At 55.3% G+C, this 20,135-nt stretch carries 17 protein-coding genes; 2 read left to right on the top strand and 15 right to left on the bottom strand.

The genetic code is table 11. The annotated features are described in order from the left end of the window. Positions 1–2: 2 nt before the first annotated feature. The 6 genes from ccoO (ACUXVH_RS19675) to ccoN (ACUXVH_RS19650) all read right to left on the bottom strand — a co-directional run bounded on the left by ccoO (ACUXVH_RS19675) (position 3) and on the right by ccoN (ACUXVH_RS19650) (position 5,767). Entirely contained in the window at positions 3–611 is a 609-nt protein-coding gene (gene ccoO / locus ACUXVH_RS19675) for a cytochrome-c oxidase, cbb3-type subunit II (RefSeq protein ID WP_011060240.1), read from the bottom strand. After that, the gene (gene ccoN / locus ACUXVH_RS19670; protein WP_011060241.1) at positions 611–2,053 is read right to left on the bottom strand and encodes a cytochrome-c oxidase, cbb3-type subunit I; all 1,443 of its coding nucleotides are present in this window, start codon (positions 2,051–2,053) and stop codon (positions 611–613) included. Before ccoN (ACUXVH_RS19670) ends, ccoO (ACUXVH_RS19675) begins: the two co-directional genes overlap by 1 nt. A gap of 498 nt (positions 2,054–2,551) precedes the next feature. Then, positions 2,552–3,493 (bottom strand): cytochrome-c oxidase, cbb3-type subunit III, encoded by a 942-nt coding sequence (ccoP, locus tag ACUXVH_RS19665; protein ID WP_011060242.1) that lies wholly within the window; start codon positions 3,491–3,493, stop codon positions 2,552–2,554. Then, positions 3,490–3,720 carry a cbb3-type cytochrome oxidase subunit 3 gene (locus ACUXVH_RS19660; RefSeq protein ID WP_011060243.1) on the bottom strand — a complete coding sequence of 77 codons (231 nt, stop codon included), beginning with the start codon at positions 3,718–3,720 and terminating at the stop codon, positions 3,490–3,492. Before ACUXVH_RS19660 ends, ccoP begins: the two co-directional genes overlap by 4 nt. A 3-nt stretch (positions 3,721–3,723) precedes the next feature. Continuing rightward, positions 3,724–4,332 carry a cytochrome-c oxidase, cbb3-type subunit II gene (gene ccoO / locus ACUXVH_RS19655; RefSeq protein WP_011060244.1) on the bottom strand — a complete coding sequence of 203 codons (609 nt, stop codon included), beginning with the start codon at positions 4,330–4,332 and terminating at the stop codon, positions 3,724–3,726. Between the two features lie 10 nt (positions 4,333–4,342). Next, the gene (gene ccoN, locus ACUXVH_RS19650; protein ID WP_011060245.1) at positions 4,343–5,767 is read right to left on the bottom strand and encodes a cytochrome-c oxidase, cbb3-type subunit I; all 1,425 of its coding nucleotides are present in this window, start codon (positions 5,765–5,767) and stop codon (positions 4,343–4,345) included. A gap of 99 nt (positions 5,768–5,866) precedes the next feature. Here ccoN (ACUXVH_RS19650) and ACUXVH_RS19645 point away from each other — a divergent pair, with 99 nt between their 5' ends. Then, positions 5,867–6,562, top strand: a complete 696-nt coding sequence (locus ACUXVH_RS19645) for an alpha/beta family hydrolase (protein ID WP_065363455.1) — start codon at positions 5,867–5,869, stop codon at positions 6,560–6,562. Positions 6,563–6,730: 168 nt separating this feature from the next. Here the strand turns inward: ACUXVH_RS19645 and ACUXVH_RS19640 are convergent, their stop codons facing one another. Further along, complete coding sequence (locus tag ACUXVH_RS19640) at positions 6,731–8,296, bottom strand: methyl-accepting chemotaxis protein (RefSeq protein ID WP_047284945.1); 1,566 nt, start codon at positions 8,294–8,296, stop codon at positions 6,731–6,733. Between the two features lie 476 nt (positions 8,297–8,772). Between ACUXVH_RS19640 and ACUXVH_RS19635 the strand changes: the two genes are divergently transcribed. Next, complete coding sequence (locus ACUXVH_RS19635; protein ID WP_015634788.1) at positions 8,773–10,221, top strand: mannose-1-phosphate guanylyltransferase/mannose-6-phosphate isomerase; 1,449 nt, start codon at positions 8,773–8,775, stop codon at positions 10,219–10,221. A 42-nt stretch (positions 10,222–10,263) separates the two neighbouring features. Here the strand turns inward: ACUXVH_RS19635 and ACUXVH_RS19630 are convergent, their stop codons facing one another. The 8 genes from ACUXVH_RS19630 to ACUXVH_RS19595 all read right to left on the bottom strand — a co-directional run bounded on the left by ACUXVH_RS19630 (position 10,264) and on the right by ACUXVH_RS19595 (position 20,114). Then, a complete protein-coding gene (locus tag ACUXVH_RS19630; RefSeq protein WP_065363456.1) occupies positions 10,264–11,376 on the bottom strand; it encodes a glycosyltransferase family 4 protein in 1,113 nt (370 codons plus the stop codon). Positions 11,377–11,388: 12 nt separating this feature from the next. Beyond that, positions 11,389–12,132, bottom strand: coding sequence for a glycosyltransferase family 2 protein (locus tag ACUXVH_RS19625; protein WP_041116914.1), 744 nt, complete (start codon positions 12,130–12,132; stop codon positions 11,389–11,391). Then, on the bottom strand, positions 12,133–13,068 hold the full coding sequence (locus tag ACUXVH_RS19620) for a GDP-L-fucose synthase family protein (RefSeq protein ID WP_041752055.1): 936 nt from the start codon (positions 13,066–13,068) through the stop codon (positions 12,133–12,135). Between the two features lie 7 nt (positions 13,069–13,075). Then, positions 13,076–14,161, bottom strand: a complete 1,086-nt coding sequence (gene gmd, locus ACUXVH_RS19615) for a GDP-mannose 4,6-dehydratase (RefSeq protein WP_015634792.1) — start codon at positions 14,159–14,161, stop codon at positions 13,076–13,078. 846 nt (positions 14,162–15,007) lie between these two features. Beyond that, on the bottom strand, positions 15,008–16,018 hold the full coding sequence (locus ACUXVH_RS19610; RefSeq protein ID WP_015634793.1) for an FkbM family methyltransferase: 1,011 nt from the start codon (positions 16,016–16,018) through the stop codon (positions 15,008–15,010). Next, positions 16,011–17,354, bottom strand: coding sequence for an ABC transporter ATP-binding protein (locus ACUXVH_RS19605; protein ID WP_065363457.1), 1,344 nt, complete (start codon positions 17,352–17,354; stop codon positions 16,011–16,013). Before ACUXVH_RS19605 ends, ACUXVH_RS19610 begins: the two co-directional genes overlap by 8 nt. Further along, a complete protein-coding gene (locus ACUXVH_RS19600) occupies positions 17,344–18,174 on the bottom strand; it encodes an ABC transporter permease (protein ID WP_041752056.1) in 831 nt (276 codons plus the stop codon). The genes ACUXVH_RS19605 and ACUXVH_RS19600 overlap by 11 nt, the downstream gene beginning before the upstream one ends. Further along, positions 18,171–20,114, bottom strand: a complete 1,944-nt coding sequence (locus ACUXVH_RS19595; protein WP_065363458.1) for a glycosyltransferase family protein — start codon at positions 20,112–20,114, stop codon at positions 18,171–18,173. Before ACUXVH_RS19595 ends, ACUXVH_RS19600 begins: the two co-directional genes overlap by 4 nt. Positions 20,115–20,135: the final 21 nt, after the last annotated feature.

The following is a 20,135-nucleotide window of genomic DNA, read 5'->3' as shown; positions in this document are numbered from 1 at the left end:
GATCACCGTTTGCTTTTGATGATGGTGCCCAGGCCTTGCAGATAGGCCACCAGCGCGTCCATTTCGGTTTTGCCCTTCACGGCATCCTTGGCACCGGCGATGTCTTCGTCGGTGTAAGGGACTCCGAGCGTGCGCAAGACTTCCATTTTCTTCGCGGTGTCTTTGCCGTCGAGCTTGTTTTCTACGAGGAACGGATAAGCCGGCATCTTCGACTCGGGCACCACGTTGCGCGGGTTGTACAAGTGCGCACGCTGCCAGTCATCGGAGTAACGACCGCCCACTCGGGCCAGGTCCGGGCCGGTACGCTTGGAACCCCACAGGAACGGGTGGTCCCAGACGCTCTCACCAGCCACCGAGTAGTGACCATAGCGTTCGGTTTCAGCGCGGAACGGACGGATCATCTGCGAGTGGCAGCCGACACAGCCGTTGGCGATGTAGACGTCGCGGCCTTCCAGTTCCAGTGCGGTACGCGGCTTCATGCCTTCCACCGGCTTGTTGGTGACGTCCTGGAAGAACAGCGGGACGATCTGGGTCAGGCCGCCGATGCTGACGGCGATGACCATGAAGAAGGCCAGCAGGCCAATATTCTTCTCGACTACTTCGTGCTTCATCAGTGAGCTCCAACTACAGCGATCTGAGCAGCGGCTTCAGCTTCAGCCGGGTTCGAGGCGCGAACGGTACGGAACACGTTGTACGCCATGATCAGCATGCCGGTGGCGAAGAACGCACCGCCCAGAGCACGGACGATAAAGCCCGGGTGGCTGGCTTGCAGCGCTTCGACGAAGGAGTAGGTGAGGGTGCCGTCATCGTTGATTGCACGCCACATCAGGCCCTGGGTGATGCCGTTGACCCACATCGAGGCGATGTAGAGCACGGTACCGATGGTAGCCAGCCAGAAGTGGGTGTTGATCAGGCCGATGCTGTGCATCTGCTGACGACCGAAGACTTTCGGGATCAGGTGGTACAGGGCGCCGATGGAGATCATCGCTACCCAGCCCAGAGCGCCGGCGTGTACGTGGCCGATGGTCCAGTCGGTGTAGTGCGAGAGCGAGTTGACGGTCTTGATCGCCATCATCGGACCTTCGAAGGTCGACATGCCGTAGAACGCCAGGGATACCACCAGGAAGCGCAGGATCGGGTCGGTGCGCAGCTTATGCCAGGCGCCCGAGAGGGTCATCATGCCGTTGATCATGCCGCCCCAGCTTGGCGCCAGCAGGATGATCGACATGGCCATGCCCAGGGACTGAGCCCAGTCCGGCAGCGCGGTGTAGTGCAGGTGGTGCGGACCGGCCCAGATGTACAGGGTGATCAGCGCCCAGAAGTGCACGATGGACAGGCGATAGGAATAGATCGGACGCTCGGCCTGCTTGGGTACGAAGTAGTACATCATCCCCAGGAAGCCGGTGGTCAGGAAGAAGCCCACGGCGTTGTGGCCGTACCACCATTGGATCATCGCATCAGTCGCACCGGCGTAGGCCGAGTAGGACTTGAAGAAGCTGACCGGCAGGGAAGCGTGGTTGACGATGTGCAGCATCGCGGTCACCACGATGAAGGCACCGTAGAACCAGTTGCCCACGTAGATGTGCTTGGTCTTGCGCTTGGTGATGGTGCCGAAGAATACCAGGCCGTAGGTGACCCAGACGATCGCCAGCAGGATAGCCAGGGGCCATTCCAGTTCGGCGTATTCCTTGGTGGTGGTGTAACCCAGTGGCAGGGTCACGATCGCGCCGACGATCACCGCTTGCCAACCCCAGAAGGTGAAGGCCGCGAGGCTGTCGGAAATCAGTCGCGTCTGGCAGGTTCGCTGCACGACATAGTAAGAGGTGGCAAACAATGCACATCCACCGAAGGCGAAGATCACCAGGTTGGTGTGCAGCGGGCGCAGGCGTCCAAACGTCGTCCACGGCAGACCGAAGTTCAACTCCGGCCATACCAGTTGTGAGGCGATGAAGACACCGAGCCCCATGCCAAGGATCCCCCAGACCACCGTCATGATGGCGAACTGGCGGACTACCTTATAGTTATAAGCAGTCGGACTGATTGCTGTGCTCATTCTAAGGTTCCACGGTTTGGGTGTTTTATTAGGGATAAAAATCGGTCGCAAGTATGGAGAAAGCAGGGGGTCATTGCAACGCGCTATGACCTGGGTCAATGCGTTCCATGCCTGATTCTGCGGCCTTTCCCTATGCCGAGTAGGGACAAAAAATTGCCCTCGGACAAGCTGTCGCCATGGACAGGAAACGGGGGGTGTCAGGTCGGTTGTAACCGGGTGTGTGGAAGCTGATGGATCAGCTGACAGGCGGTAAGAGAGTCGACAGCCGGTATAAACCAGCCTTTGCGGCCTGTCATCGAGCAGAAGCTTCGAACGTCACGGATACCGTTGGCCTGTGACCAGCCCGTGCCAGTCCCCATCGGGGCAAGCTTAGACCTGAATCAGATGAGTGCAAACGCGCTGCGGGAGAGGGTGCGACACTTGGTCGCAAAGGAGCGGGAGGTTGAACCACGAGCGGCAAGCTGCAAGTCGGGAACCCGCAGCTTGCCGTGACTCGTCTTACTGGGTGTTTTCAGCCTGTGGCTTGTTGCCGTGGGAGAGGCTGTAAACGTAGGCGGCCAGCAGTTGCACCTTGTCATTGCCGAGCAGTTCGCTCTGCGCTGGCATGTGGCCCTGGCGACCATGGCGGATGGTCTGTTGCAGTTGGGCCAGGCTGGTGCCGTAGATGAAGCCGGCGGGCTGGGTCAGGTCGGGCGCGCCCATGATCTGGGTGCCTTTGCCGTCAGCGCCGTGGCAGGCCACGCAGGTGGTGCTGAACGCTTGCTGTCCGGCTACCAGGTCGGCATCGCTGTCGGCTGGCAGGGGCAGGCCGGCCAGGTCATGGCGAACGTAAGCTGCCACGTTCTTCACGCCTGCTTCCTTGAGCACTTCGCCCCAGGCCGGCATGGCCGCCATGCGGCCGCCCATGATGGTGGCCTTGATGGTGTCGGCGCTGCCGCCCCACCGCCAGTTGTCGTCCGCCAGGTTCGGGAAGCCGAAGGCACCCTTGGCGTCGGAACCGTGGCAGACCGAGCAGTTGGAGGCGAACAGGCGTCCGCCCATTTTCAGCGCTTGCGGGTCCTTGGCCACTTCTTCCACCGGCATGGCCGCGAATTTGGCGAAGATCGGACCAAACTTCACGTCCGCCTTGGCCATCTCCTTTTCCCATTCCTTGGTCTGGGTCCAGCCGTCTTCATAGCCCGGCAGGATGCCTTTCCAGTTGCCCAGACCCGGGTAGAGGATCAGGTAGCCAACGGAAAACACCAGGGTCCCGGCGAACAGCAGGAACCACCATTGCGGCAGGGGGTTGTCGTACTCCTCGATGCCATCGAAGGCGTGGCCCATGGTCTGGTCGACACTGCCCTTGGTCTCGCCCTTGCGGGTGCCGACCAGCAGCCAGGTCAGGCCGATCAGGCTGCCAATGGTCAGTACGCAGATCCACGTACTCCAGAAGGTGGTCATGGCCGAATGCTCCTTGTTGCAGGCTCTTGAGGTTGAGCGTCATCAGTTGTGTTACCGGCCGGTGCCGTGCCCGGCATCGGGTCATCGGCGAAGGGCAGCAGGCGGGCCTGGGCAAACTCGGGATTGCGCTTTGAGTTGAACACCCAGATCGACAGGCCGATGAAGGCGATCATCACCACCAGGGTCCCGAGGCCGCGGATCATGCCGCTATCGAGTTCAAAACCCATGGCTCACCTCTTGCTCTTGATCGAAGTGCCAAGCACTTGCAGGTAGGAGACCAGGGCGTCCATTTCGGTCTTGCCCTTGAGCGTGGCGGTGGCGCCGGCGATGTCTTCGTCGGTGTACGGCACGCCCAAGGTGCGCATGACCTTGAGCTTGGTTTCGGTGTGGCTGCTGTCCACCGGTGCGGTCACCAGCCATGGGTAGGCCGGCATCTTCGACTCGGGCACCACGTTGCGCGGGTTGTACAAGTGCGCACGGTGCCAGTCATCGGAGTAGCGGCCGCCCACCCGGGCCAGGTCCGGACCGGTACGCTTGGAACCCCACAGGAACGGGTGGTCCCAGACGCTTTCACCGGCCACCGAGTAGTGACCATAACGCTCGGTCTCGGCGCGGAACGGACGGATCATCTGCGAGTGGCACTGTACGCAGCCTTCGCGGATGTAGATGTCGCGGCCTTCCAGCTGCAGGGCGGTGTAGGGCTTCATGCCTTCCACCGGCTTGTTGGTGACGTCCTGGAAGAACAGCGGGACGATCTGGGTCAGACCGCCGATGCTCACCGCGAAGACCATCAGCAGCATCAGCAGGCCGACGTTTTTCTCAATCGTTTCGTGTTTCATGGCGGACTCCTCAGGCCATCTGCGCAGCGGCGTTGACTTCGGCTGGCACTGCGGCACGCACGGTGCGCCAGGTGTTGTAAGCCATCAGGAACATGCCGCTGAGGAAGATCGCACCACCCACCAGTCGCACGATGAAGCCTGGGTGGCTGGCCACCAGGGTTTCGACGAAGGAGTAGGTGAGAGTGCCGTCCTCGTTGACCGCACGCCACATCAGGCCTTGGGCGATACCGTTGACCCACATCGAAGCGATGTAGAGCACGGTGCCGATGGTAGCCAGCCAGAAGTGGGTGTTGATCAGGCCGGTGCTGTACATCTGCTCGCGGCCGAAGACTTTCGGGATCAGGTGGTACAGCGCGCCGATGGAGATCATCGCTACCCAGCCGAGGGCGCCGGCGTGTACGTGGCCGATGGTCCAGTCGGTGTAGTGGGAGAGGGCGTTGACGGTCTTGATCGCCATCATCGGACCTTCGAAGGTCGACATGCCGTAGAACGCCAGGGATACCACCAGGAACCGCAGGATCGGGTCGCTGCGCAGCTTATGCCAGGCGCCCGAGAGGGTCATCATGCCGTTGATCATGCCGCCCCAGCTTGGCGCCAGCAGAACCAGCGACATCACCATCCCTAGGGACTGAGCCCAGTCCGGCAGCGCGGTGTAGTGCAGGTGGTGCGGGCCGGCCCAGATGTACAGGGTGATCAGTGCCCAGAAGTGCACGATCGACAGGCGATAGGAGTACACCGGGCGCTCGGCCTGCTTGGGTACGAAGTAGTACATCATCCCCAGGAAGCCCGCGGTCAGGAAGAAGCCCACGGCGTTGTGGCCGTACCACCATTGCACCATCGCATCGGTCGCACCGGCATACACCGAGTAGGACTTGGTGAAGCTGACCGGCAGTTCCAGGTTGTTGACGATGTGCAGGATGGCCACGGTGATGATGAACGCGCCGAAGAACCAGTTACCCACATAGATGTGCTTGGTCTTGCGCTGCATCAGGGTGCCGAAGAACACGATGGCGTAGGCCACCCAGACAATGGTGATCAGGATATCGATCGGCCATTCCAGTTCGGCGTATTCCTTGGAGCTGGTGTAGCCCAGTGGCAGGCTGATGGCCGCCAGGAGGATCACCAGTTGCCAGCCCCAGAAGCAGAACGCGGCGATTTTCGGCGCGAACAGCGTGGTCTGGCAGGTGCGTTGCACCGAGTAGAACGAGCTGGCAAACAGCGCACAGCCGCCGAAGGCGAAGATCACCGCGTTGGTGTGCAATGGCCGCAGACGGCCGAAGCTGGTCCACGGTAAATCGAAGTTGAGTTCGGGCCAGACCAACTGGGCAGCGAGAAAAACCCCGAGCCCCATGCCGACGATGCCCCACACCACCGTCATAATGGCGAATTGGCGGACCACCTTGTAGTTGTAGGCGGTACTGATAGAAGTGTTCATGGTTCCCCATCCACGGTTCAGTTGAAGTGAAAGCGACTGCGCACGGCAAGGCGCGCTCACTTCGTCTGGAGTTATAGGCAGACTAAAAGCGAGGCAAGCATGAGCAATGAGCACAAGGCCAGTATTGACGGGGGTCAATGGGCGCAGTGTGTGCGGGAGCGGGGCTGGTTGTGGGATGTCGCGCAGGGCGTCGAGGTGCAGTCGGCGCCGACCCTGATCCTCGCCCATGGCGCCGGCGCGCCCATGGACAGTGGGTTCATGAACGATATTGCTGTACGCCTTGCGGGGCATGGGGTGAACGTCTTGCGCTTCGAGTTTCCCTACATGGCCCAGCGGCGCCTGGACGGCGGCAAACGCCCGCCCAACCCGGCGCCCAGGTTGCTGGAATGCTGGCGCGAGGTGCATGCCCTGGTGCGACCTTATGTCACTGGGGTGTTGGCGTTGGGCGGCAAGTCCATGGGCGGGCGCATGGCCAGTTTGCTGGCCGATGAACTGCAGGCCGATGCATTGGTGTGCCTGGGCTATCCGTTCTATGCCGCCGGCAAACCGGAAAAACCGCGGGTGGCGCATCTGGCCGATCTATCAGTGCCGAGCCTGATCGTGCAGGGCGAGCGTGACGCCCTGGGCAATCGCCAGGCGGTCGAGGCCTATATATTGGCACCCGGTATCGAGTTGTACTGGCTGGCGGCCGCTGATCACGATCTCAAGCCCCTGAAGGCCTCGGGTTTCAGCCATGGGCAGCATCTGGAATCTGCGTCGCTCAAGGTTGCTGCCTTCCTGAAAGCGTTGAGCTGATCCTGCAGGAGCGAGCTTGCTCGCGAAGCGTTCACCCGGCCTTCGAATTTGGAGCGCGGTGAAGATTTATCGCGAGCAAGCTCGCTCCTACGGTTGTCGGGTGGATTTGCGGGCATAAAAAAACCGGAAGCCTTGGCTTCCGGTTTTTTGTTGCCGGCCCTAGGGGGCTTAACGGTTGAAGCGCTCCACCAGCGAGTACTGGGTGTGTGCGGTGCGGGTCAGCGCTTCGCTGAGCTCGGCCGAATGCTGGGCCTGCTCCGAAGTCTGGTCCGCCAGTTGCGCGATGGTGCTGATGTTGCGGCTGATCTCTTCGGCCACCGAGCTTTGCTCTTCGGTGGCGGCAGCGATCTGGGTGGTCATGTCGGTGATGTTGGCCACCGCTTCGCTGATGCCCACCAGTGCCTGGTCGGCTTCCAGAACCCGGGCCACGCCTTCTTCGGCCTGACGATGACCGGCGTCCATGGTCTGCACGGCGGTGGCGGCTGTCTGCTGCAGCTTGGCGATCAGGGTATGGATCTGCCCGGTGGACTCACTGGTGCGCTGTGCCAACTGACGCACCTCGTCGGCCACCACGGCAAAGCCGCGGCCCATTTCACCGGCGCGGGCGGCTTCGATGGCTGCGTTCAGGGCCAGCAGGTTGGTTTGGTCGGCAATGCCTTTGATCACGTCGACAACGCCGCCGATTTCGTCACTGTCCTTGGCCAGTTGGGTTACCGTCAGCCCGGTTTCGCCCACCACCACCGACAGGCGCTGGATGGCTTCGCGGGTTTCCCCGGCGATATCGCGGCCACGGCCGGTCAGGCGATTGGCTTCCTGGGTTGCGTCGGCGGTGCGTTGCACGTGGCTGGCCACTTCCTGGGTGGTGGCGGCCATCTGGTTGACCGCGGTGGCCACCTGCTCGGTCTCGACCCGTTGGCGCTCCAGGCCGCTGGAGCTGTTGTGAGCCAGGGTGTCGGACTGTCGGGCTTGTTCGTTGAGGTGCTCGGCCGTGTCCTGCAGGCGGGTCAGGCAGGTCTTCAGGCGCGCTTCCTGGCTCAGGATCGACATCTCCAGGCGGGCCTGGGCGCCGCGGCTGTCGGTGTACATCTGAGCGATCAGCGGGTCGGAGGTGGTCTGCTCGGCCAGGCGCAACAGGCGCTTGAGGCCGCGCTGCTGCCAGCTCAGGCCCAGCAGGCCCAGGGGCACCGAGAGGGCTGCGGCCAGGGCAAAGCCCCAGTGGGAGTTGAGCCAGGCGCCGATCATGAAGCTCAGCTGGCTGACCAGGATGAACGGCAGCCAGTCCTGCAGCACCGGTAGCCACTTGTCACGCTTGGGAATGGCCGACTTGCCAGTGTTGATGCGCTGGTAGAGGGCTTCGGCGCGGCGCACCTGTTCGGCGGTGGGCTTGACCCGGACCGACTCGTAACCTACCACCTGGCTGCCTTCGAAGATCGGTGTCACATAGGCGTTGACCCAGTAGTGGTCGCCGGTCTTGCAGCGGTTCTTGACGATGCCCATCCATGGCAAGCCTTGTTTCAAGGTGCCCCACATGTGCGCGAACACCGCCGCCGGCACATCAGGGTGACGTACCAGGTTGTGCGGTGCGCGAACCAGTTCTTCACGGGAGAACCCACTGATCTCGACAAAGGCGTCGTTGCAGTAGGTGATCACGCCTTTGGCGTCGGTGGTGGAGATCAATCGTTGCTGAGCGGGGAAGGTACGTTCGCGCTGGGTAACGGGTTGGTTATTACGCATGAGTTTTCAATCCGCAAGGCTTTCATCGGTTATCGGCAGGTTTCCGGAATAGTTGAAGGAAATTTCTCTAAATGTCCGGTGACGGTTTGCGAGCTTTTTGTACGTCGTAATATCCCGATGCGTGCGAAATCCGAGAGAAAAGTAATAAAGATCAATGACACGATTTGTAAGGCGGTGTGTCTTAATCTTCAATGAAGTGAGCCGTTGTGAATGGTAGGTCAGTTTTTATCCATCTGAATACGGGTAGCTGCGCGGGTATAGATCCGGCTTTTCCTAGACAAAAATTACCATCCAGTGAAGAATATGCCCCTATTTTTGTAAGAAAAGTGATTTGCTTTTCTTCATGTCCAGCATTTTCTCGGTTAGGTTTGTCTAGGGTCAGCTAGGCTCTAAGTCGCTTCCTTCGAGCCCGCAGTATTTATGTTGGTGAGTTTTTGGCCTGATAAATGATGTGATATTTAGTAAAGGAGTACAGCGTGACACTCGTTCCAGTCATTATTTGTGGCGGTTCAGGCAGCCGTCTATGGCCTGTTTCACGTACTGCTCATCCCAAGCCGTTTATCGAATTGCCCGATGGTGGCAATTTGATTCGAAAAACATACAGTCGCGCTTTGGCGTTAAATGACGTAACAGAAGTATTGACGATCACAAACCGTGATCTCTACTTCAAAACCCTTGATGAATATGTTGCCACTGCGCCGAACTACACCAACTTGGGTTTCGTACTCGAGCCTTTTGGCCGCAACACCGCTGCTGCGGTCGCATTAGCGGCGCAGGAAGTGGCCCGAACTCACGGCCCTGACGCGATTATGCTGGTGTTGCCGGCGGACCACCTGATCGACAATCAGGCGGCGTTCGCTGCAGCAGTCGAGTCTGCATCGCAGCAGGCCCGGGACGGCTGGCTGGTGACTTTTGGGGTGAAGCCCGAATATCCGGAAACTGGCTACGGGTACATTCAAAAAGATACCGACGCGTCATTAGTCAACGGCTTCAAGGTCAAGCGTTTCGTCGAAAAACCAGATTTGGATACTGCGAAAGACTACCTGGCGTCCGGTGAGTATTACTGGAACTCCGGTATGTTCTGTTTCCGTGCGGGCACACTTATTGAAGAAATGGCGCTCTGTGCGCCGGATGTCGCCAGCGCCGTAGATCTATGCCTTGCTGGCTCCGGTGTGATGCAAGGCAGCAGCCATCGCAGCCTGCATCTGGAGCCGGAAAGCTTTGCCAAAGTACCGGACATTTCCCTCGATTTCGCACTGATGGAACGCTCAAACAAAGTGGCGACCATACCTTGTGATATTGGCTGGAGTGACATTGGCTCTTGGAAGGCCATGAGTGAACTCTCGCCAGCGGACGAGCAAGGCAACCGTATCGAAGGCGAAGCCATCCTTCATGCCTCCACCAACAACTACGTGCGCAGCCAGCGTCGACTGGCCGCGTTAGTCGGGGTTGAAAACCTGATCATTGTCGATACGCCGGATGCTTTGTTGGTCGCGCACAAGGACCATGCCCAAGACATCAAGGTAATCACTGCGCAGTTGAAGAAAAACGGTCATTGCTCGCACTTGGACCACACTACGGTGCAGCGTCCCTGGGGGGCTTACACTACCTTGGAAGAGGGCACTCGCTTCAAGATCAAGCGCATTGTCGTAAAACCTCAAGGCTCGTTGTCGCTCCAAATGCATCACCATCGCAGTGAGCACTGGATTGTGGTCAGTGGTATGGCATTGGTCGTTAACGACCAACAACGGTTCTTGCTCAATACCAATGAGTCCACGTATATACGTGCTGGGCACACGCATCGTCTGCAAAACCCGGGGATGATTGACTTGGTATTAATTGAGGTGCAGTGCGGCGATTACCTAGGGGAAGATGATATTGTCAGGTTCGAGGATAGCTACGGTCGAGCTGAAGGCAGTAGGTAATCCGCTAATCATTAGCCCGAGTCAAATCGGGCTGGTGTTTCATTACGTGTTCAGCAGGTCCTGATAGACCTCGATGTGGGCTCGTGTCATTTGCTCCCCCGTGAATAGCAGGTTGTAACGACTCTGCGCTTTTTCGCCCATTACCAATGCTTCTTGCGGGTTGTCCCAAAGGTGTTGCATCGCTTGGCGAAGCGCTGTCGGGTGCTCTGGTGGAACTACCAGCCCGGTTTCGCCGGCAATGTTGATGTACGTAGTGCCCGTACCAATCTCGCACGAGATCATCGGCTTTCCATACATTGCCCCCTCCAGTAGTGACACTCCGAACGCTTCGGAACGAAGGTGCGAGGGGAATACGATGGCTGTTGAAAGTTGAATTAGCGCGACTTTGTCTGCTTCTGGAAGACGGCCCAAAAAGTGGACGTTTTGAAGCCCCATACTTTTTGCTTGCGCCATGAGTTCTTGTTTCTTTGGTCCATCTCCTACGATGACCATAGGGTATCCAGTGCCTTGGAGGGCTTCCATCAATGTGTGAAGCCCTTTGTAGTAGCGCAATACGCCAACAAACAGGAAGAACCGCTCGCTCATTTCTTCCGCCCAGCGTGTCGTTAGAGCAGTGGAGGGGATTGGGTAGCTTTCCCTGTTGAGACCTATAGGAATAATTGTGGTTTTGTCATGAAATGCAGAAAGCTCAGCACTTGATTCCAGGTAGTTGGGGGATGAGACAATGATCCGGTTGACGCTACGCAGAAATATATTTTGGAGTGGGCGGTAGAGCTTTAAGAGAAATTTCTGGTTGATGATGTCAGAGTGGTATGAAACAACGCTGGGTTTTCCGGTACAACTGGCAAAGTGGATCAAGTCCATGAATGGCCATGGAAAATGGTAATGAATGATATCCGCATTCCGCGCAAGTTCTTTAAACTTCGAATAAACCTCTAACGAAAAGCCTGTTGAGGCAATATTAAGGTTTTCTTTAACGCGATGAACCCGATAACCGTTCATTTCTATTGTGGCTGGAATTGGGTTGGGAGACAGCGTAAGGACTTCGCAGGTCGCCCCCATACGATGAGACTGCTGACAAATTTGATCAATCACTTGCTCTATGCCGCCCATGGTGTCAGGAAGGGCGGTTTTAAAAAAATGCAGAATGCGCATGGTAACTTCCGGCTATGGAAAGATGGATTTGAGCCAGACGGCGTAGGGCTGAAAAAGCCACCACTTTAAGGGAACGCTACCGTGATACTTACGCACCACCGCCATAGCTTCCTGATAATGGCGGCGGCGCAAAGTTTTTGTTTTGGTCGCTTCATGTTCTCGATTGACCGCTACAAACGCGTCGATATATTTGAGAGGGCCCACTATTTTGAAGAGTCGCCACCAAAGATCGTAGTCCATAGCCATATGCAAGGTGGGGTTCACGCCGCCAATATTCAGCCATGCGGATCGTCGAATCAGCGTCGCTGGTTGGGAAATAATGCAGCGAAGCGCTAGCCTGCGCTCGCTGAACGGCTCAACCCAAACCGGTTTGCGTTTTCCGGTATTTTGAATAACGTTCCAGCATTTCCCATAAACGGCTGAGGCCTCAGGTGCTGTTTCAATGGCACTGATCAGTCGTTTTAGTCCGTCCGGCTCGAACCAGTCATCGCTATTCAGCCAGCAGACATACGGTGCTTTACCTTGAAGGATACCTTCGTTGATAGCAGCTGCTTGGCCTTTATCTGGATAGCTGCGCCAACCAGCTAGCTTGTGTTCCCATTTACGGATGATTTCCACCGAGTTATCGGTGGAACCACCATCCAGAACAAACACCTCCACAGGGACATTTTGTTCAAATATGGACCTTAAGGCGTCGTCGAGATAACGCCCTTGATTGAAGGAGGGGACTGTAATCGTAACCAAGGGTTGATGCATTCAGTGGCGATCCAGACGGCTGAGAAAATCTTGGTAGGTCAATGCTATACCTTCACGCAGTTGCGTTTTGGCAGCCCATCCCAAGTTCTTTAGGCGATTGATGTCGAGTAGTTTACGGGGTGTACCGTCAGGCTGGCTCTGGTCGTATACGATCTGCCCGTTATACCCGACCACCTCCATAATTAACTCTGCTAGTTCGCGGATGGATAGATCACTGCCCATTCCAACATTGAATAGTCCGCTGTCAACGTTGGATTCCATCAAGTGTAGACAAGCATCGGCCATGTCTTCGACGAAAAGGAACTCGCGCTTTGGCTTTCCCGAACCCCAAACTATTAACTCTGATGCGCCGCTAATTTTTGCTTCATGGGCTTTGCTAATCAGTGCCGGCAGCACATGACAGTTTTCCAGGTTGTAGCTGTCATTGGGGCCATAAAGATTTGACGGCATAACGGCTATGAACTTTGCACCGTATTCGCGGTGGTAGTTCTCGCACATCTTTACACCCATGATCTTGGCGAGGGCGTAAGGTTCATTGGTTTGTTCCAGCGGTCCGGTTAACAGGTGGTCTTCGTGGATCGGCTGGGGGCAGTCCCGTGGGTATATGCAACTGGAGCCCAAAAAAAGAAGTCGTTCGACGCCATGTTTCCAAGCGCTGTGAATTACGTTCGCCTCTATCATCAGGTTTTGATATATAAATTCAGCTCTAAAGTTGTTGTTGGCTTTGATTCCGCCTACCTTGCCGGCTGCTAAGTACACAATCTCAGGTTTTTCTGTTGCGAAAAAAGCATCGACAGCAGCCTGTTGAGTCAAATCAAGTTCAGCATGCGAGCGGGTGACGAAATTGCTGAATCCAGCGGCGGATAGCCGCCGCTGGATCGCAGAGCCAGCCATACCGGCATGGCCTGCGATGTATATTTTGGCGCGTTTATCCACCTAACTATTACTCGTGGTAATCGTAAACGGAGTAGCCGTGCTTTTTTACCAACTCATCACGGGTCGCTGACTTGAGGTCCTCGGTCATCATTTCATTGACCAGATCCTCAAAGGTGATTTTAGGCGTCCATCCCAGTTTCTGCTTCGCTTTGGTTGGGTCGCCCAGCAATGTTTCCACCTCGGTTGGACGGAAGTACCGCGGATCCACGGAAACTATGCATTTACCGGTTGCGTCGTAGCCTTTCTCATCGACGCCCTGACCTTTCCAGGTAATGTCGATTTCGGCGTGTTTCGCTGCCGCGTTGACGAAGTCGCGAACGCTGTATTGCTTGCCGGTTGCAATAACGAAGTCTTCCGGAGTTTCTTGCTGCAGCATCAGCCATTGCATCTCGACGTAGTCTTTCGCATGGCCCCAGTCGCGCAGTGCATCAAGGTTGCCCAGATACAGACAGTCTTGCAGGCCCAGCTTGATGCGTGCGAGTGCACGGGTAATCTTGCGAGTGACGAAGGTCTCGCCGCGCACCGGGCTTTCGTGGTTGAAGAGAATGCCGTTACAGGCATAGATACCGTACGCTTCCCGGTAGTTGACGGTAATCCAGTATGCGTACAGCTTTGCTACTGCATAAGGGGAGCGTGGGTAGAAAGGTGTGGTCTCCTTCTGTGGAGTTTCCTGCACCAAGCCGTACAGTTCGGAGGTTGAAGCCTGATAGAAGCGGGTCTTCTTCTCGAGCCCCAGGATCCTGATCGCCTCAAGGATACGCAAGGCACCCAGCGCGTCCGAGTTGGCAGTGTACTCTGGCTCTTCGAACGAGACCGCAACGTGGGACTGGGCAGCCAGGTTATAGATTTCGTCGGGTTGTATTTGTTTGATGATGCGGATCAGGCCGGTCGAATCGGTCATGTCGCCATAGTGCAGGACCAAGCGACGATCTGACTCATGGGGGTCTTGGTAAAGGTGATCGATACGGTCGGTATTGAAGGATGATGCCCGGCGCTTTATACCGTGCACTTCGTAACCTTTTTCGAGAAGCAACTCGGCCAGGTAGGATCCGTCTTGACCTGTTACTCCAGTAATAAGCGCAACTTTTTTCATATGCTTCTCTTAACGTATTTGATTCAAAAAATCTTCTTTAGGTACGTAAGCGGGTAGATAGTTCCGCATGATCAATTTGCTCGATCCGGGCCCAAATCACGATCGTCTATACTGCCTCAATGGGGCTGAATTCTCAATGTATCCTGGTAGCTTGTGACTTCTACGGTGTATGGGCAGGCGGCTTTAATTGCTTGTGGCTGAAAATCACGGCGAAGTTGGACATTTATCGCCAGAAAATCAGACATCTCCCTCATACCGCCACTGGAAATGCATTGGTTTTTTGAGAGCTCGTTATTGCCGAAGTGCAAATTTTTTTGATCCAGAACGAATCACTTAATCCTCTCGATCGAGTTTGCCTGGCTTGATAGTCCTAATCGAAGGATGGCACTTTGCCTCTTTTGCCTAGGGAGCATGTCTTGAAGCTGGCAGTGAGAGGGATGTGACGTTGAGTGACGCTATCGCAGCGATGCTTGGCAAGCACCAGCGTAGTATCACTCTGCAATATTCCTCGATATCGATTAGGCACGAGGTTTCTCTTCGAAAGAAGAGTATAGGCAAACTGATCTGGCGAGTATCACAGACAGGTTTGTGATGGTTACGAAAAAAAGCAAAAGTTTTGCTAGATTGTTCACACGGTTGAAATATTAAAGTGCATTGATTCAAGTCATCAGAAGCGTTGCCTTGAACTGTCCTTGCTATCCTTTATATATAGCGACAACAAATATAGGCGTATATACGCAAGTATGCCAAGATTTCTGTATTTAGTCTCTGCAGGCCCTGATCGAGAAGCTACACCTCCGATGCTGCCCCGCCACTGAGGCCCATTCCTTTGCCGCAGGTGCAAATTTAAAATGGTTGCCAGCTTTCGTCAGGCATAAGCCAGAAAGCATCATCAATCGCTGAAAATACTGGATGGGAGTCAAATGCTTCTTTTGGATTCAGAGCAGTCAAATTGCCTTTGGCGATGTCTTCGCGTACGAAGAAAGCATTGAAGCAGCAGGTTCCCACTGCGCAGAGTTCGTAGCCCTTTGGCTTCAGAAGGGTCGTCCAGGCGGTCAGGCTTGCTGCCCCTGATTGCTGCCATCTACGGTTGAATTGCTCTCGGTCACGCTGGACGACGCTGTGCCGTTCGCGAAAGCGCTTTTCAAACTCTACGACAATTACGCGAGGTCTGATGTCACGCAGGTTTTCCATGACTGCGAAGTCACCGCCATCGATGTCGATGATGAAGAGGTCGGGTTCCGGTTCCGGGTTGTTTGCCATGAGCAGGCCGTTGATATTTTCCGGGCTAATGGCTTGCTGAACGATCTTCGGCGAGTAGTATTCGGTTTCGCCCTCTCGAGTCCAATGGTAATGCCGCGTCGAAGCTGTGCGCGCGAAAAAGTAACGCATTCTGCTGCACTCAGTTGCATCGAGTTCAAAAATTGTTCCATGCCAGCCATGATTGACCAGCAAATTTGTCGACAGGTTTTCCGGAATCCCAACATCAGAATCGCTGCAGTTGCTGCCAATTTCGATGACATAGCGATTGGTGCAGCCAATATGTGTGAATAGGCGCAACAAGATTCCGTCTTCATCATTTTGCGAAAACGCACGAAACCCGCTTTCCACCAAATCTGAAGGCTCAAGCACTCGTGGGGAGTTATGTTTCCACGTATGCATCAAGTGCTTTTGTTGGGCTGCGTCAGCATTGCTGACGAAATTGCGACGTAGTAGGGGGTTAAAACTTCCTACGTCCTCAGTCGAAAGGCCTTTGTTCAGAAGAATCGTTTCAAAGTGAATCTGACGCTCGCTCAAAGCCTTCAATTCTTGCAGGGCTTCTGCGAGCTGTTGGGACAGTGTATTGAGATCAGACATTTTGTTTTTCTTCCAATAAATCCACTGAGACAACCGGGTGCATATTGAAAATCCCGCCATAGAACGCTGCCAGCGGCGATTCGGTAACCTGCAGCTGTTCAACGTCATGCATCAGCAAGCTGTACTCTTCAAATTCGCTTCTAGAGAAACCTTTATTTGCAACACCCACCGAAAATGAATATTGACCCGCCTTTAGATTCAGATTGAGGTTGAATCTTACGAGGACCTGGGCGCCTTCTTCGCATGGCGCTTCGGGCATTTGCAAGGCAAAAGTGCTGGTCTCAAATATCGAGCGTCCCAAACGGTCCCTGACTATAAGGCCATAGGCAGGGCGCTCGAAGTCCTTGTTCAGTTTGACCACGTATCGAACGGTTAACTGAGTTTCGCTTTCAATGTGGGTGACAGGCTGGTTTTCGGCGTTCAGGAGGGCGAAGTCGATAAGTTCGGCGTCGCCGTTGGTCGTGATGGTTGTAGCTTTTGTCCACGCCTTGGGGCGCTCAATCGCTTTGAGGCTCTCAGTTGCAGGAGCAATGCTCTGATCGATAGATACCTCGCCGCTACTCATGTCGGTTTTTTTGGCAACCAACCCTTGATACAAATCGATCACGTCTCGAGGTGCACCAAAACTGAGTGTTCGGCCATGGCTCAGTAGCAAAGCCTTGTTGCAAATGTGTTTGATCGTGTTGGCATCATGGGACACGAACAGTAACGTCCCCCCGCGTGCGCGAAAGCTTTCCAGGCGTTGGAAACACTTTTGCTGAAAGTAGGCATCGCCTACCGCCAACGCCTCATCAATAATCAAAATGTCGGGCTCGAACGCCGTCGAAACGGCGAAGGCGACACGCATTTGCATGCCACTGGAATACGATGAAACGGCTTGTTCGAAGTGCTCACCAATATCAGCAAACGCCTCTATGTCGGGTATTTTTGCTTCGATTTCACGACGGCTGAAGCCCAGTAGTGCTCCGTTCATATAAACATTTTCGCGGCCGCTGAACTCAGGATTGAAGCCTGACCCCAGTTCAAGTAAAGCAGCTACACGACCGTTGATGCTCACCTTACCTGTAGTGGGGGTGAGGGTGCCGGTGATGATTTGCAAGAGAGTGCTTTTACCGCTGCCGTTCAGTCCGACGATTGCACAGGACTCGCCTTTGCGAACTTCAAGGAAAATTTCGCGAAGAGCCCAGAATTCCTTGAAGTAGTTACGACTTGGCCTGCGGAGCAGGCGACGCAGCCTCGGGTAAATGAATTGCTTGAGTTGATCACGAGGGTGTTCAAATATTTCGAATCGCTTGGAAACGGCTTCCACACGAATTGCGAATTCATTAGAGGACATTCGCGAATCCTTTTCTGGTCTTCTGGAACCAGCCATATCCCGCCCAAGCAAAGCTCAAGGCCACAACAGCATAAACTGCGAGGCCAGCGAAGTTAGGCATTGAACCACTGATTAGTATCGCTCGGGCTTGCTCGATAATGAAGGTGAGGGGATTGAGCATCAGCCAAGGTTGGATTTCGACGGGTAGAGCGGAAATGGGGTAAAAAACCGGAGAGGCGAACAGCAGCAAGGTCATAAGCAGGCCAATGGGGTGGGCGACATCGCGTAAATACACCCCAAGCGATGCAAGTATCCAGGCCAGGCCTAAAGACAGCACGATCAGCGGTGCTATCACCAGTGGCAGAAAAACGACTGTCCAGGGGATGGTGCCGTGAACCAGAAGTTGTGCGACCAACAATACGCCAATACTGACCAACGCGTGGAAGAAGGAGGTGCCCATGGCAATGATAGGGAGAATCTCCAGAGGGAAGACCACCTTCTTTACGTAACTTACGTTGCTCAAAATTAGCGTGGGGGCCCGAGTCAATGTCTCGGCAAACAAGCTATGAACGATCATTCCGGTGAATAGCAGAATCGCAAACTCACCTTTGCTGCCAGGCTCGCCGGTTCCCCAGCGAGCCTTGAACACGACTGAAAAGACCAGCGTGTAAATCACCAGCAACAGTATCGGGTTCGCGAATGACCACAGAATACCCATCATCGAACCTTTGTATCGTCCGATGACATCCCGTTTGGTCATTTGCTGGATCAGGTGCCAGTTTGACCAAACGCTTTTGATCAGTGACAACAGCGAGACGGGGGCGGGTGAGTGCGGGTTCATCTCAGCTTCCGCTTCAGTATTTCAAAGCGAGCCCTGAAGCCTTGGGTCTTGATCGCCTGGATCTGAGCCTTGACCCATGCCTTGTTAAGGAACAGCCGGGCGATGTGCTGCCGCGGCGACTCTACGACGACAGGGGTGGGTACTTCAGGCATGTAGAACCCTGCCGAAACCTTAAGTACTCCAGGATTGAAATCCTTGATTAGTTCGGTTTCTGCGGCCTCATCCCAAGTTCTTTCGGGGAACGACTGACGGATATCCAATGTGACGGTAGCAGGCAGCAGGTGCTTGATTTTACCGCTGATCATTGCCGCCAGTGGCCGCCCGTCAAGATAATGGAGTGCGATACCCAGGTCGGCAGGGAGCGACGCAGTCCTGAAAATGAAGCGGCCATATCCGGGTGGGCCGGCAGCGTCCACATGACCAAAGTCGATCAACTCGTGAACGGTATGCACAGGCGAGTGACCATCGTCCATGATCACCGCGGTTGCCGCGCAGTTCACTTGATCGTCGCTTTGCAAGGCGCCAGCTAGAACGGTCAGGTGGTTGAAGAACAGCTTTTCATTCGGTGCGACAAATATGATCGCGTCGGATTCCGCTGCGTCGTTTACCAGTTCCTGAAGAATTTCTCCTAGCGGACGTTTGCTCTTGATTCCAGGATGAATGCCGTACCTGTAGGCTTCAACTTCCTTTATCTGAATCGGAATAGGCGAGGCGCTGAGGATTCTTGAAATTTCCGGTTTCAGGCTGCCAGCGATTACCTTATCGATGACCAGCGTGGCGGTGAAGTTTCTGTAATCCTGATGGCGGACACTTTCGACGTGTGCTTTCAGAGCCGCAGTAGAGTACTCGGGCATCAAGAGGTTTAGGCTGATATGTGTTTTTTCGCCTTCGGTCCCAAGATGTCGTGTGACTAATTGTTGCTTGCGCTCCTTCAGGCCACTGTACAGTTCCTTCAAGCTGCCGATCAGCGAGTAATGGCCGTTGAAGATAGCCTGTGCCTTTTTGATCTTGGCCATGGCCTCTTCGGGATTGCTTTTTATCCAGCTGAGGTGGGCTGTGATATCGCCGTAGATCTGCTCCATCGGAGACCGGCTGTCGATATAAAGAAGTGAATCGCCAAAGAATTTTTGCGCGAAAGGATTCTCATCGCAGATGACAAGGGTGCCAGCAGCAATGGTTTCGAACAGACGGTTCGACATCATTTCCGAGTCGCGGTGGGCCTGGGAGGACAGTACCAGTGCCGCCCCCGCTTTGGCGATCTCGTTGATCATGGAGTTTCCGTCGAACGGAATCTCTCGAACGTAGCTCTGATAACCTTCCCATACACGTACGCCCTGAAAAATAGTTGGGCCGTAGATTTTCAGCAGACCGGTAGGGTCGAGTCGCTTGAGCACTTCCTGCTGGCGCGATTGACGACTGCTGACGATCGCTTCCCAGTTAATACCGGCGTAGAACAGTTTGCCGTCACCCAGCGAAGGTTCATGTACGATCTGGGGGGTGGAGTGGTACAGCTTGAAGTGTGCGGGTAAGTGCGTCGTAGCGCCACGTACCATTCGGGCCACATGGTCATCGGCGGCAATGGAGCTGCAACTGAGGAAGTCATCGTGCGTGGTCAGGTTGCGCGAGCAACGTTGATAGCCCCACTCATGGTAGAACTTCAGCGGGTTCCAGAGTGCGACAAAGGAAAACGCGTCGTAGCGCTTTGGGGTGTCGTAGTGGAGGTGAATCACAAAATCGACATTCGCCTTGGACGCTTTTATATCCGGAGCGGAGACGAAGCCGCCATCGGCGAGGATTTCAACGCATTCAACCCCAATGGCTTTGGCTGCCAGTTTTAGACGTGCGATGCACTCATCTTCTGCGGTTTTAATACCTGGCCAAAGTTTTACAACTCCGAAGCGACCAAATAAACCCTCGGGCAGAGGGAAATCATTGTTCATTACATTGGATCCAAATGTAGG

This window comes from Pseudomonas sp. 8(2025), assembly GCF_052665325.1.
The sequence above is the reverse complement of the archived record's forward strand: the minus strand, read 5'-3'. Positions and strand labels throughout refer to the sequence as shown.